The sequence below is a fragment of the Nocardioides abyssi genome (genome assembly GCF_030412915.1).
Lineage (GTDB): Bacteria > Actinomycetota > Actinomycetes > Propionibacteriales > Nocardioidaceae > Nocardioides > Nocardioides abyssi.
The window spans coordinates 195,669-209,911 of the sequence record NZ_JAUHJR010000007.1 but is presented as its reverse complement, the minus strand read 5'-3'; the positions used below and the strand labels follow the sequence as shown (position 1 = coordinate 209,911).

Sequence of the window (14,243 nt, the reverse complement as noted above, 5' to 3'; positions counted from 1 at the left end):
GAGGTGCGCCGGGCGCTGCCAACGTTGCGCCGGCCGGCGGGTGGTTGCCGCCCTGCGCGGGTGCGGGGGTTTCGTCGACGCTCAGGTGCAGCACGCCTTCGCTGCTCAACCAGCGGTGGTCTCCGCTGGTCGAGCAGCGAGCGCCAGCCGGTGGGTTGAGGAGGCGCGCCAGCGCCGTCTCAAAACCGAGCGTCGACGAGACCCGGTGAGGTGCGCCGGGCGCTGCCAACGTTGCGCCGGCCGGCGGGTGGTTGCCGCCCTGCGCGGGTGCGGGGGTTTCGTCGACGCTCAGGTGCAGCACGCCTTCGCTGCTCAACCAGCGGTGGTCCCCGTCGGTCGAGCAGCGAGCGCCGGCGTCCACCGCTGGTCGAGCAGCGAGCGCCAGCCGGTGGGTTGAGGAGGCGCGCCAGCGCCGTCTCGAAACCGAGCGTCGACGAGACCCGGTGAGGTGCGCAGGGCGCTGCCAACGTTCGTCCGGCCGGCGGGTGGTTGCCGCCCTGCCCGGGTGCGGGGGTTTCGTCGACGCTCAGGCGCAGCACGCCTTCGCTGCTCAACCAGCGGGGTGGGCCGGCCTAGGTCCGCCTGTGGAACGAAACGCCGCCGTCGGGGTGGTGGGTGGTCTCGAAGTGGGGGTCGTGGATGCGGGCGTGGTGCCGGGGGCAGAGCAGCCGGGCGTTGGCGAGGTCTGTCTTGCCACCATGGAGCCAGCTGTCGTCGTGGTGGGCGTGACACAGGTGCGCCGGCCAGTCGCACCCGACCGCGGTGCAGGTCTGCTGGGTGATCGCGAGCCCGCGGCGTTGAGCACCGGAGAAGAGGCGGGCGGTGCGGCCGAGGTCGAGCAGCTCTGACCTCGAGCCCAGCACCGCCGGGATCAGGCCTGCTTCGCAGGCCATCCGGCGGGCGAGGGAGGCGGAGATCGGTTCGCCGGACTCGAGGGTGGCCCGGCCGGTCTCGCTCAGGAGGTCGGTGTAGTCGATGAGGACGACGACGGAGGCGTTGAGGCCGCCGAGCTTCGGTAGGTGGTCGACGGGCAGGCGCTCGAGCAGCTCGCAGAACGCGTCGCCCATCCGTTCCGGAGACGGCCGCCGTTCGACCGCCTCCGCCGCCTCATCGCCCTTGGTCGCGGCCTGGTGCTTCGGCGCCGCGAAGGCGAGGAGCATCTTCTTGAGCATCTCGCCGTGCAGGGTCGGGATGGAGAACTTCCCGCGGTAGCTCCCTCTGCCATCGGGCCCCATGGTCAGCCAGGCGTTGGCGCGGGCTTCACGTTCTTCTCGTTCGAGGGCGCGGGCGTCGCGCTCCTCGCCGATCTCGGGTGCGACGACGGTCAGGACGTGCTTGGCCAGGATCGCCAGCGACTTGGGGTCGCGATCGAGCGCCTCGTCGAGCAGGTGCTTCTCGGCGCGCTCCGGAACGGTCGGGTCCTCGAGGTCGTCGGGCAGCTTGTCGACGCACTCGGTGATGACGCGGGCGTGGTCGACACTGATCGCGCCCTCCGCCAGAGCGCTGGCAGTGGGGGCGTGGCGGTCAAGCGACTCCGCCAGCCGCATCCGCCGCTTGGCGGCGGGACGGTCCTGGCGGGTCTCGTGTCCCCACCAGGACGCGGTGTCGGTCGCGCCGACCTTGTCGCCGACGGCGCGGCGGTCTGCCTCGGCGGCAAGGCGCAGCTCGAGCGCCTCGACCTGGGCGCGCAGTCGGGTGGCCTCCAGCAGCGCGGTCGAGACCTCGGTGTCGGACATCTGCCACATCTGAGAGCTGCAGGCCGAACGAGCCTTCCTCCGCGACTTCGCGACCGCGCGGCACACCGGGTGCGCGGTGGGTCGGGAGTCCTTGGCCATACGTCTACTCAAGCAGTGACCACCGACAGTGACGCGGGTGTTTCCCCAGGTCAGACCAGCATTCGGACAACAATCTGAGAGGTTTCTCGGCGGGTTTCGAGACGGGCCTGGCGGCCCTCCTCAACCAGCCGAGAACAGCAGGCGGGGCGCCCACCGTGAGCCGGGAAGCAGCCGGGACAAACGGCGTACCTCGTCCTCGTCGCTGCCTCCACCGCAACCACCCACGACCCGCAGGCCGAAGGCGAGCTGCCAGGGTCAGGAGAGGGGCAGGTGGACGGTGAAGGTGCTGCCGTGGCCGTGCCGGCTGTCGACGTCGATCGAGCCGCCGTGCGCCTCGACGATGGTGCGGGTGATGGGCAGGCCGAGGCCGAGGCCCTGGATGCACAGCTCCTCGGCCTGGCGGGAGCGGAAGAACCGGGTGAAGAGGCGCTCGCGGTCGGCGGGCGAGATGCCGATGCCGGTGTCGGAGACGGCGAGGTGGGCCTGGGTCGGGTCCGCGGTCAGGCACACGGTGACGGTGCCGCCCGGTCGGGTGTACTTCACGGCGTTGGACAGCAGGTTGTCGACGACCTGGCCGATGCGCAGCGCGTCGAGGTCGAGCCACAGCTCGTCGGGCAGCTCGACCTCGAGCTGGAGGCTGGCGACACGGGCGGCGGGTCCCGCGGCCTCGACGGCGTCCCGGACGACGGCGACGAGGTCGCGGCGGCTGCGGTCGAGGGGCATCGGCCCGGAAGCGTGCAGGGCGCTGTCGAGCAGCCCGCCGACCAGGTGCAGCAGCCGGCGGGCGTTGCGGTCGACGACCTCGAGCTGCCCCACGACGACGTCGGGGAGGTCGGTGCGGTCCTGGAGCATCTCGACGTACCCGGTGATCGACGTCAGCGGCGTGCGCAGCTCGTGGGAGACGAGGGCGACGAAGTCGTCCTTCACCGCCAGCGCCTCGACCAGGTCGGTGACGTCCTTGTAGGCGAGCGCGGCGCCCGCGAAGGCACCGTCGGCGGTGCGCAGCGCGCGTGCCGAGACCGCCAGCGCCCGCCGCTCGGCAGGGTCCTCGCCGAACCACGTGCGGCAGTCCTCGAACTCCTCGCCCCGCGCGGCCCGCGCGGCCGGCTCCTGGTCCGGCTCGAGCACCGTGACCCCGTCGTCGGCGAAGACCAGCCCGGCCTGCCCGGCCCGGCCGGCGTGGCCGTCGGGGTGGGCCAGGGCGAGCAGCTCGGCCTGCCGGCGGTTGTGGTCGCGGTAGCGGCCCTCGTGGTCCAGCAGCACCAGCCCGACGTCGACCGCGTCGAAGATCGCCTGCGTGGTGCGCTGCTGCTCCTCGATGCGGCGGAGCGCCTCGGCCAGCTCCTCGCCGCGACGCTCCGCCTCGTCCCGCTCGTACCGGATGCGCTCCAACCCGAACGCGATCGCCAGGGCGCTCCAGGCCGCGACCACGACGATCATGACCGCGCGCGAGACCGCGATGGAGTCGGCGCCGAGGACGAGCAGGCCGGGCACGGCGGTCAGGAGCGCGACGGCGAGCGCGACGACCCCGGCGCCCCGGCGGCCCAGCTGGCGACCCAGCCACAGCGCCGGGACGACGACGAGGATCCCGGCCGCGCTGCCGTCCGGGCTCAGGCGCACGGCTCCCAGTGCCGCCACGTCGAGGACCGGGATGACCGTCACCAGGTCCTCGCGGAACCGGTGCCACGGCACGGTGAAGGCCAGCACCGTCGTGACGAGCGTCAGCGCGAGGCCGGCGCCGGGCCAGCCGACGAGCCCCACTCCCCCTCCGGCGAGACCGCGGATGGCGAAGTCGACGCTCACGAAGAACGCGAAGACCGCCTGCAGCACGCGCGGGTCCGGCCGGCCCGTGGCCACGAGCGCACGCACGGCGTCCATCGGCCGCAGCTGCACCAGGTCGCGCATCCCACCTCCGTCGTCGCGAGACGCCAGCAATGTCGCGTCCCGACCCTGCCACACCACCCACCGTGCGCGCCGGGATCTCGCCCGACCGGCGCACCCGGCGCGACCACGCGACCAGCGCGACCGACCAGGCGCCGCTCAGCGCGCGAGCGGGACGGCCACCTCGATGGGGAGACGCACGCGGAAGGTGCTGCCGACGCCGAGCCGGCTGTCGACCTCGATCCGGCCGCCGTGGGCCTCGACGATGCCGCGGGTGATGCTCAAGCCGAGGCCGACGCCCTGGATGGAGCGGTCCTCCGCGTCGCGGGAGCGGAAGAAGCGGGTGAAGAGCCGGTCCCGGTCGGCGGCGGAGATGCCGATGCCCTCGTCGGCCACGGTGAGCTCGGCCCGCCCGTCCTCCACGGCGAGGGTCACGCACACCTCGGTGCCGCTGGCGCTGTACTTCATCGCGTTGGTGAGCAGGTTGTCGACGACCTGCTCGATCCGCTGCCGGTCCAGGAGCATCGGCAGCGTGGCGGGGGCGGAGACGTCGAGGCGGATGCCGGCGGCGCGGTACGCCGGGCGGGCACCGTCGACGCAGTCGCGCACGAGGACGGCCAGGTCGCACGACGTACGGGTCATCCCGACGGGGCCGGTGTCGATCTGCGCGGTGTCGAGCAGGTCGGAGATCAGCCGCAGCAGCCGTTGGGCGTTGCGGTCGACGACCTCGAGCTGGCGCGTGGTCTGCAGGTCGAGCCCCTCGTCCTCCAGCAGCATCTGGACGTAGCCGACGATCGAGGTCAGCGGCGTGCGCAGCTCGTGGGAGACCGACGCGACGAACTCGTCCTTGACCTCCATCGCCCGCATGAAGTCGGTGACGTCCTTGTAGGCCAGTGCTGCCCCGGCGAACCGCCCGGCCTCGTCGCGCACCGACCGCGCCGAGACCGACAGCGCCCGCTGTGTCAGCGGGTCGTCGCCGACCCAGATGCGGCAGTCGTCGAACTCCTCGCCCTGCGCTGCGCGGTACGTCGGCATCGACTCGCGCCCGAGCGGGGTCGACCGGTCCGCGCCGAGGACCTGGCCCAGCTGCCCGGCCACGCCCGCGTGCCCCGCGGGGTAGGCGAGCGCCATGAAGTCGTCGTGGCGGCGGTTGACGGCGACGTACGTCCCGCTCCCGTCGAGCAGCACCAGCCCGACGTCGACGGTGTCGAGCGTGGCCTCGGAGACCCGCCGCTGGTGCTCAACGGTCTCCATCACCTGGTTGACCTGCTCCATGCCCCCGGCGATGGCGAGCGAGGCGATCGTCGCGACGACCGGGATGATCACCGAGCGCGACAGGAAGATGCCGTCCACGCCGGTGTAGACGAGCCCCGGGACGGCGACCAGCGCGACGGTGGCCACCGCGGTGATCGCCGCGCCACGCCGGCCGAAGAGGCGCCCGAGCCACAGGGCCGGCAGCACGACCAGCAGCCCGGACCCGCCGTCGGGGTTGAGCCGGGCCAGGCCGACCACGGCGATGTCGGCGACGAGGACCGCCTCGACGACGCGCGGTGACAGCCGGCCGCGGCTGACGAGGGTGAGGGCCTGCAGCAGCAGGACGATGACCACCGACAGCGCCGGGAGCGACAGCCCGACGCGCACGCCGCCGACGAGGCGCAGGAGCACGTCGACCGCGACGAGCAAGGTGAACCCACCCTGGATCGCGCGCGGGTCGGTGGTCGAGGCCAGGAGGACGCCGCGCAGCGCGGCCGCCCACGGCCGTGCGGTACCGCCCCTCCCAGGCATGGGGCCAGTGTGGCGGCTGTGGACCGCCGCGGCAGGCGTTTGACCGGGTCGGGGCAGTCTTTGCCCGGGCTCAGGCTGACCGCTCAAGTGGGCGACTCAGCTCAGCGACTCAGGCGGTCGGCGTCAGCGCGCCCCGCCGTAGCGCCGGTCGCGGCGGGCGTACTCCTCGATGGCCGCCCACAGGTGGCGGCGGTCGACGTCGGGCCACAGCACGTCGGAGTAGACCAGCTCGGCGTAGGCGGCCTGCCAGAGCATGAAGTTCGACAGCCGCTGCTCCCCCGACGTGCGCCAGACCAGGTCGGCGTCGGACTGGTCGGGCACGTAGAGGTGCTTGGCGAAGGTCTTCTCGTCGACCTTGCGCGGGTCGAGCCGGCCGGCGGCCACCTCCTCCGCGATCCGACGGGCGGTGTCGGCGAGCTCGGCGCGGCCGCCGTAGTTGACGCACATCGTCAGCGTGAGCACGTCGTTGTCGCGGGTGAGCTCCTCGGCGACCTGGAGCTCCTTGATGACCGACTTCCACAGCCGCGGGGCGCGCCCGGCCCAGCGCACGCGGACGCCGAGCTCGTGCATCTCGTCGCGCCGGCGGCGGATGACGTCGCGGTTGAAGCCCATGAGGAAGCGGACCTCGTCGGGGCTGCGCGACCAGTTCTCGGTGGAGAAGGCGTAGGCCGAGATCGCCTTGACGCCGATCTCGATCGCGCCCTCGACGACGTCGAAGAGCGACGACTCGCCCTCCTCGTGCCCCTTGGTCCGGGGCAGCCCGCGCTCCTTGGCCCACCGCCCGTTGCCGTCCATGACGACCGCGACGTGGCGCGGGACGAGCTCCCTCGGGAGCTCCGGCGGCCGCGCACCCGAGGGGTGCGGCGTGGGCTGGCGGACGGCGCGCTTCACGCGGGCGAGCCTAGAGGGCCGCCCGGGTCACCGCTCGACGTGCTCCATGGAGCGCAGCGCGCGCTCGAGGTGCCAGTGCAGGTACGCCGACACCAGGCCGCTGGCCTCCTTGAGCTGCCGCGGCTCGGCCGCCTCGACGGTCTCCCAGTCCCCCGCGAGCAGCGCACCGAGCAGCACGAGCGTCTCGGCCGCCGGTGACGCGGACCCCGGGACCCGGCAGGTCGCGCACAGCACGCCGCCCATCGACGGGTTGAACCACCGGTGCGGGCCCCGGTCCGGGCTCGGCAGGGTGCCGCAGCGGGCGCAGTGCTCAAACGACGGCGCGTAGCCGGCGACCGACAGCGACCGCAGCAGGTAGGAGTCCAGCACCTGGCTGGGCCGCCGCTGGCCGGTGGACATCGCGCGCAGCCCGCCCACGAGCAGCAGGAACTGCTGCAGCGACGGCTCGCGCTCCTCGGCGGCCAGCCGCTCGGCAGTCTCGAGCATCACGGTGCCGGCGGTGTAGCGGTCGTAGTCGGACCCGATGCCGGCGTGGAACGGCGTCAGCGTCTCGGCCTGGGTGATCGTGTCGAGGTTGCGGCCCTCGGCGAGCTGCAGGTCGACGTGGGTGAACGGCTCGAGCCGGGAGCCGAACCGGGAGGTCGTGCGGCGTACCCCCTTGGCGACCGCGCGCACCCGTCCGTGGTGGCGGGTCAGCAGGGTGATGATGCGGTCGGCCTCCCCCAGCTTGTGGGTGCGCAGCACGATCGCCTCGTCGCGGTAGAGAGGCACCCCTCCATTGTGCGGGACTCAGGAGCCGGTACGACGCCGCCGCCCCGTCGTGCGCCAGCAACCCAGCGCGAAGGTGACCGCCGCGCGGTCGAGCCGCTCGGGGGCGACCCGCCACTCGAGGATCGACCGGGCCTTGACGAAGGTGGCCCGGGGCAGCTCCCCGGCCAGCATCGCGGCGTCCGCGGCGGGGTGCACCGGGTCGGCGGGGTGGCCGACGACCAGCGCGGGCACGCGGATCGCGCGCCGGGCCGTCGACGGCGGGGCCAACCGGCCGAAGAACAGCCCGTGGACCACGGCCGCGAGGGCGTCCGCGCGCTGGTCGAGGGTGTCGAGGGCGATGCCGGCCCAGAACGGCACGATCCCCCGCGGGACCGGACGGGTCACCCGCCGCACGGTGTTGACGGTGAAGGGCAGGAACCGCGCGGCCATGAGCAGCGGGGCGAAGGTGAGGATGCCCGCCTCGACCGCGTTGTCGAGCACCGGCATCTCGCAGATCAGCCCGCGCACGCGCTCGGGGGCGAGCACAGCGGTCTCCAGGGCGATGTTGGCGCCGATCGAGGTGCCGCCGACGACGGCCTGGGCGGCGCCGAGGTGGTCGAGCAGCGCGACCACCTGCTCGGCGAACGCGGTGACCGAGTACACCAGCGGGTCGGCCGGCCGGTCCGAGCGGCCGTGGCCGAGCAGGTCGAGGGTGACGACGTGCAGCCCCTCGGCCGCCAGCCGGCGGGCCAGCGGCGCGTGCATCCGCCGCGGCATCAGCTGGCCGTGGACCAGGACGACCCAGGCGTCGCCGGCGCCGTACTCGGTGTACTCCAGGCGGTCGCGGCCGGTGGGGCCGTCGACGAAGAACTGCCCGATCCGCTCGGAAACCAGCATGCGAGGCACAGTAGTGCAGGACAATCGCCCGGTGACCAGACCCGATCGGCGCGAGCTCGCCGGGTCGTGGACCATCGCGCTGCTCGCCGCGACCTGGCTGGCCGGCGTCCTGGCCATCTGGGTCACCCCCGACGGCTTCCCCGTCGCCAGCTGGTGGCCCGCCGCCGGCATCGCCACGGCCCTGGTGGCCCTCTCCCCCCTGCGCCGCGCCCCGGCCCTGGGTCTCGGGGTCGGCCTCGCGAGCCTCGCGGCGAACCTGGTGGCCGGCCGCGACCTGGACGTGTCGTCCTGGTTCGCGGCCGCCAACGGCGCCGAGGCGGTCGCGGCCGGCGTGGTGCTCAAGCGGCTGCGCGACCGCGTGCCGCGGCTGAGGTCGCACGAGGACTTCATCCGCTTGGTGCTGGCGGCCCTCACCGGAGGCGCGGTCGTCGCCGTGGGCGCGGCCGCCGCGGTGCGGGTCACCTACGGCGGACCGGTCCTCGAGACCGCTCCCCTGGTGCTCTTCTCCCACGCAGCCGCGATCCTCGTCGTCGCGCCGCTCGCCCTGGCGCGTAGCCGCGGCACCCGGCAGGGCACGGACGCCGAGGCGTGGGTGCAGTGCCTGCTGACGCTCGCGGTCGCCGGCCTCGTCTTCGGCTCCGAGCAGTCCTCCGCGCTGGCCTTCGCCCCGCTGCCGCTGCTGGTCTGGGGAGCGCTGCGGTTCGGCGTGCGGACCGTGGCGTGGGAGCTGTGCGCCTTCGCCCTGCTCAACACCGCGCTCACCGACCGGGGCCACGGCCCCTTCGGCCAGGCGTACGCCGACGGCGACCTCGGCCCGCTCCAGGCGGCCGCTCTCACGCAGGGCTACCTCGTCTGCGCCGTCGTGCTCACGCTGCCGCTGGCGATCGCCGTGCAGCAGCGGCACGCGCTGCTCCACCGGGTGAGCGCCGACGAGGAGCTCTTCCGCCGCAACTTCACCGAGTCACTGGTCGGCATGCTGCTGCTCCGGGCCGAGGGCGACCGGCTCGTCGTCGTCGAGCTCAACGACCGCGCCACCCGGACCCTCGGCGGCGACCGCGACCGGCTGCTGGGCCGCCCGCTGGACGAGGTCGTCACGGCCGTCGACGCCCCGACACCGGCCGGTGCGGTGGTCGCCGACCTCCTCGCCCGCCGGCGGGACGCCTGGTCGGCGCCCTGCTCGGTCCCCGGCCGGCCGGGCGCGCGGCTCGAGGTCGCGGTCGCGCTGCTCTCGGGCGGCGCCGACGCGGTCCTCTCCGCGCAGGTGCTCGACGTCAGCGCCGAGCACGAGGCCCGCCAGCGGCTCGAGACCGCCGAGAAGCTCACCAGCGCCACCCTCGACACGGCCGCCTGCATCATCCTGATGACCGACACCGAGGGCCGCATCGTCCGCGTCAACGCCGCGACCACCGAGATCACCGGCCACGACGAGAAGGACCTGCTCGGGCTGCCGGTCTGGGAGACGCCGGTCGCGCCGTCGGACACCAACGACATCGAGGCGCTCTTCGTCTGGCCCAACCGATCGGGCCAGCCGGTCATCCGCGAGCGCGACCTCGTGACCAAGGACGGTCGCCGGCTGCGGGTGGTGTGGAACAACAACGTCGTGCGCGACGAGCACGGCCACGCGGCGTACGCCGTCATGACCGGCGTCGACGTCACCACCGAGCGCGCGAACGCCGGCCTGGTCACCCACCTCATGCAGGCCGAGATCTCCACCGCGCTGGTGGGCGTGGACACCCGCGGCCGGATCACCGTCTTCAACTCCGGTGCGGGCCACCTGCTGGGCGTCGACCCCCACGAGGTCGTCGGGCAGCCCTTCACGGTCCTGCTCGACCCGGCCGAGCTCGTCGAGCGGGCCGGCACCGACGACCCCGAGCGCGCCTTCGCCGCGCTGGCGCGCGCCGTCGGGGCCGGCCGCGAGAGCTCGGTGCGCGACTGGACCTGGGTCTCCCGCGGCGGCCGCCGCCGGGTGGTGGCGATGACCACGAGCGTCACCCACGACGCGTTCGGCGACCAGGTCGGCTACCTCGTCGTCGGCCGCGACGTCACCGAGCAGCGCGAGAGCCAGGAGCTGCTCGTCGCTGCGCTGGAGAAGGAGCGGCACGCCGTCGAACGGCTGCAGGCGCTCGACGACGCCAAGAACGAGTTCGTCTCGACCGTCTCCCACGAGCTGCGCACGCCGGTCACGAGCATCGTCGGCTACACCGAGATGCTCCAGGACGGCTCGCTCGTCGACCCCGTGCCCGACCAGCTGCCGCTGCTGGACAGCATCGCCCGCAACGGCCAGCGCCTCATCGCGCTGTGCAACGACCTGCTCGCGCTCTCGGGTCTCGACGCCGGCACCACCCAGTGGCAGCGCGAGCGCGTCGACCTCGGCGGCGTGCTGCCCGCCGTCGAGGAGGCGGTGCGCCCGCTGCTCGGCGGCCGCCGCCTCGACGTGCGGTGGGAGGCGCCGCCCGGGCCGGTCCTCGTCACCGGCGACCGGGCCCAGCTGGAGCGGGTGCTGCTCAACCTGGTCGGCAACGCCGTGAAGTTCACCGAGGACGGCGGCACCGTCACCTGCCGCCTGCGCCGCGAGGGCACCGACGCGCTGCTCGAGGTCGTCGACACCGGCATCGGCATCCCGCGCGAGGAGCAGGACGGGCTGTTCCAGAAGTTCTTCCGCTCCACCACCGCCCAGAAGCGAGCCATCCAGGGCACCGGCCTCGGCCTCTCCATCGTCGCGGCGATCGTCGCCGCCCACGGCGGTCGGGTCGGCGTGGAGTCCGAGCACCTCGCCGGCACCACCTTCACCGTGTGCCTGCCGCTCGCGGCCTGACCCTCCCCGTCCTCCCCGTCCTCCCCGCCACCCGCTCGTCCGGGGTTCTCCACAGGTCGGCGCCGGCCGCGGGGGTAGTCCGTGACGTTCGGCAGGCGAAATCGGTCGATCCACCTGCCGATCGTCACGGACTACCCCGCCGTCCGGCCCGCCAGCCAGCGCGCCGACAGGGGCGAGGAGGTCAGGCGCGGTTGACGGCGCTGACGACGGCCTTGAGCGAGGCGGTGACGATGTTGGGGTCGACGCCGACGCCCCAGAGGACCTGGTCGCCGACGGCGCACTCGACGTACGCCGCGGCGTACGCGTCGCCGCCGGCCGACAGGGCGTGCTCGGCGTAGTCGAGGACGCGGACGTCCCAGCCGCGCTCCTCGGCGACCTCGAGGCCGTTGATCGCCTCGACGAACGCCGCGATCGGGCCGTTTCCGGTGCCCTCGAGCGTGCGGACCTCGCCGTCGACGCGGACGCCGACGACGAGCTGGTCCTTCTCGCCGGCCGCGGAGGAGGTGTGGACGGATTCGAGCTGGAGCGGGGCCTCGCGGTCGAGGTACTCGGCGCGGAAGACCGCCCAGATCGCGTCGGGCGTCATCTCCCCGCCCTCGGCGTCGGTGCGCTCCTGGATGACCCGGCTGAACTCGATCTGCGCGCGGCGCGGCAGGTCGAGCTTGTGCTCGTTCTTCAGCACGTAGGCCACGCCGCCCTTGCCGGACTGGCTGTTGACGCGGATGACGGCCTCGTAGGTGCGGCCGACGTCGTGCGGGTCGATGGGCAGGTACGGCGCCTCCCAGGGCAGCCGCTCGACGGGGACGTCCTGCTCGGCCGCCTGGCGGTCGAGGTCCTCCAGGCCCTTCTTGATCGCGTCCTGGTGGGAGCCGGAGAACGCCGTGTAGACCAGGTCGCCGGCGTAGGGGTGGCGCGGGTGGACCGGCAGCTGCGTGCAGTACTCGACCGTCCGCCGGACCTCGTCGATGTCGCTGAAGTCGATCTGCGGGTCGATCCCCTGGCTGAACAGGTTCATGCCCAGTGTCACCAGGCACACGTTGCCGGTGCGCTCGCCGTGGCCGAAGAGGCAGCCCTCGACGCGGTCGGCGCCCGCCATCATCGCCAGCTCGGTCGCGGCGACGGCGGTGCCGCGGTCGTTGTGCGGGTGCAGGGAGATGACGGTGTTCTCGCGGCGGGTCAGCTGCCGGGAGAACCACTCGATCTGGTCGGCGTAGACGTTCGGCGTCGCGACCTCGACGGTGGCCGGCAGGTTGAGGATGATCTCGCGACCGTCCTCGGGCTGCCACACGTCGCTGACCGCCTCGCACACCTCGAGCGAGAACGGCAGCTCGGTGCTGGTGAAGATCTCGGGGCTGTACTCGTAGCCGATGACGGTGGCGTCGAGGTAGTTCTCGACGTTCTTCATCAGGATCTCGGTGCCGCGCACCGCGATGTCCTTGACCTCGTCGTTGCTGGCCCGGAAGACCACCCGGCGGAACAGCGGCGCCAGGGCGTTGTAGAGGTGGATGTTGGCGCGCGGCACGCCGACCAGCGACTGCACGCTGCGCTCGATGAGGTCCTCGCGGGCCTGGGTCAGCACCGAGATCGTGACGTCGTCGGGGATGCGGTCGCCCTCGATGAGCTGCCGCACGAAGGAGAAGTCGGTCTCGCTCGCGCTGGGGAAGCCGACCTCGATCTCCTTGTAGCCCATCTGCACGAGCAGGTCGAACATCTTCATCTTGCGCGCGGGGCTCATCGGGTCGATGAGCGCCTGGTTGCCGTCGCGCAGGTCGGTGGACAGCCACCGGGGCGCGTGGGTGATCGTCTGCGAGGGCCAGGTGCGGTCGGGCAGGTCGATCGGCGGGAAGGCGCGGTAGCGCTCGAACGGCATGCCGCTGGGCTTCTGCTGCGACCGCTGGCGGGCCGGGACGTCGTGCTGGGTCATGGGGAGCAACCTCTGCTGGTGGCTGGGTGGGCGGGAGGCCCAAGTGGGCGCCGGCCGCGCGAGCACTCCGCAGCGAGGGGGTCCGGCTGGGCTCAGACCTCGCTGCGGCAGCGAAGGAGGAGGTGCTGACGCGTCATGACCCGGCCACGATAGCCGACCGATCAGGACGCGGCGGCACCGGCCACGATGCGGGCGGCCAGGTCGCGCAGCTTGAGGTGCTGGGTGCTCGCGAGGTCGACGAGGTGGGCGAAGGCCTCCTCGGCGGTGCACCGACGGGCGGCCATCACGATGCCCTTCGCCTGGTCGATCACGGCGCGGGAGGACAGGGCACGGTCCAGGTCCCGCGAGAGGCGGGCCAGCTCGTCGCGCAGCCCCATCTCGTGCAGGGCGGCCCCCACGGTGGAGGCGAGCATCTCGACCCCTTCGACGAGGTCGGCGGAGGGGTGCGGACGGTCGAGGTAGACGTTGAGGGCACCCGCGCGCCGGTCGCCCGCCTCGGTGGGGGCGGCGATGATCGCCCGCACCGCGGACGGCAGCCGGTCGGCCAGCCCCGGCCAGCGCTCGTCGCCGCGCACGTCGGCGCAGACGACTGTCTCCCCGGCGACGTACGCCGCGTGGCAGGGGCCGTCGCCGAGCGCGACCTGGGCCCCGTCCCCGCCCTGGGCGACCTCGTCGCTGGTCGCGATGGCCTCGGGCTCGAGCGGGGGGCCGATCGTGGCGCTGACGGCGACGCCCGGGCCGAGCGCCTCGGCGCACGTCCGAGCCACCTCCCGCAGCACGGCGGCCGGCTCCTCGGCTCGCGAGGGCAGCCCGATGAGCGAGATCATCGCGGGCGCGAGCCGGTGGGCGGCGTGCTCGGGTGCGTCGGGGTCGTGCGTGCGGAGCACCAGCCAGTCGACGCGGTCACCGCCGGGCGACGCGGTCGCCTGCAGCTCGACGCTCTCGGCCGTGGCGTCCCGGTGGACCAGGGTGACCACCCGGCGCAGCGACCCGCCCTCGACGCGGACCCCTCCGAGGAACCGCCGGAGGTCCGGGCGGTCCTCGCCGGAGACCAGGGTGACCAGCGGCTTGCCGACGAGGTGGGTGATACGTCGTGAGAACAGCCCCGCGGCCGCGGCGTTGACGGCTCGGACCACGCCCACCCGGTCGGTCGTCAGCACCGGCACCGGGAGCACGGCGAGCATCCGCTCGTGCTGCCAGCGCAGGACGTCGCTGCGCTCCAGCAGCTGGACGATGTGCTCCTGCTGGGCCCGGACCTCCTCGTCGGCGACGCGGAGCTCCTCGTAGGCCGTCTCCAGCTCCGCGACGAGGACGCCGGCCTCGCTGTCGGGGTCGACCTGGACGAGGAGCGAGTCGAGCCGCGTCCGCATGGGAGCGATGCCCGCGGGGAACCCCTGCGCATCGCCGGTCCCCGCTGGCGCAGGCGTCGACGGCGTCGACGGGGGCGGCGGGACCGGTGGCATCC

At 73.5% G+C, this 14,243-nt stretch carries 10 protein-coding genes; 1 reads left to right on the top strand and 9 read right to left on the bottom strand.

Annotated elements, in window-relative coordinates; translation table 11 throughout:
• The 7 genes from QWY29_RS16145 to QWY29_RS16115 all read right to left on the bottom strand — a co-directional run.
• The coding region (locus tag QWY29_RS16145; RefSeq protein ID WP_300962042.1) for a hypothetical protein at nucleotides 1-301 on the bottom strand (301 nt) is incomplete at its 3' end.
• Between the two features lie 271 nt (nucleotides 302-572).
• Complete coding sequence (locus tag QWY29_RS16140; RefSeq protein ID WP_300962041.1) at nucleotides 573-1,736, bottom strand: HNH endonuclease signature motif containing protein; 1,164 nt, start codon at nucleotides 1,734-1,736, stop codon at nucleotides 573-575.
• Nucleotides 1,737-2,090: 354 nt separating this feature from the next.
• Nucleotides 2,091-3,740: a sensor histidine kinase gene (locus QWY29_RS16135; protein ID WP_300962040.1), complete on the bottom strand. Its 1,650-nt coding sequence runs from the start codon at nucleotides 3,738-3,740 to the stop codon at nucleotides 2,091-2,093.
• A gap of 135 nt (nucleotides 3,741-3,875) precedes the next feature.
• Nucleotides 3,876-5,501, bottom strand: a complete 1,626-nt coding sequence (locus QWY29_RS16130; RefSeq protein ID WP_300962039.1) for a sensor histidine kinase — start codon at nucleotides 5,499-5,501, stop codon at nucleotides 3,876-3,878.
• 123 nt (nucleotides 5,502-5,624) lie between these two features.
• Complete coding sequence (locus QWY29_RS16125; protein WP_300962038.1) at nucleotides 5,625-6,392, bottom strand: isoprenyl transferase; 768 nt, start codon at nucleotides 6,390-6,392, stop codon at nucleotides 5,625-5,627.
• A 27-nt stretch (nucleotides 6,393-6,419) separates the two neighbouring features.
• Nucleotides 6,420-7,163 carry a DNA repair protein RecO gene (gene recO, locus QWY29_RS16120; RefSeq protein WP_300962037.1) on the bottom strand — a complete coding sequence of 248 codons (744 nt, stop codon included), beginning with the start codon at nucleotides 7,161-7,163 and terminating at the stop codon, nucleotides 6,420-6,422.
• Nucleotides 7,164-7,181: 18 nt separating this feature from the next.
• Entirely contained in the window at nucleotides 7,182-8,039 is an 858-nt protein-coding gene (locus QWY29_RS16115; RefSeq protein WP_300962036.1) for an alpha/beta fold hydrolase, read from the bottom strand.
• 31 nt (nucleotides 8,040-8,070) lie between these two features.
• On the opposite strand from QWY29_RS16115, the gene QWY29_RS16110 reads away from it, so the two are divergent.
• On the top strand, nucleotides 8,071-10,854 hold the full coding sequence (locus QWY29_RS16110) for a PAS domain S-box protein (protein WP_300962035.1): 2,784 nt from the start codon (nucleotides 8,071-8,073) through the stop codon (nucleotides 10,852-10,854).
• A 181-nt stretch (nucleotides 10,855-11,035) separates the two neighbouring features.
• Here QWY29_RS16110 and leuA read toward each other — a convergent pair whose 3' ends face one another.
• Together leuA and QWY29_RS16100 are read right to left on the bottom strand one after the other, a co-directional pair.
• A complete protein-coding gene (gene leuA, locus QWY29_RS16105) occupies nucleotides 11,036-12,778 on the bottom strand; it encodes a 2-isopropylmalate synthase (protein ID WP_300962034.1) in 1,743 nt (580 codons plus the stop codon).
• 161 nt (nucleotides 12,779-12,939) lie between these two features.
• On the bottom strand, nucleotides 12,940-14,148 hold the full coding sequence (locus QWY29_RS16100; RefSeq protein ID WP_300962033.1) for a GAF and ANTAR domain-containing protein: 1,209 nt from the start codon (nucleotides 14,146-14,148) through the stop codon (nucleotides 12,940-12,942).
• Nucleotides 14,149-14,243 lie beyond the last annotated feature (95 nt).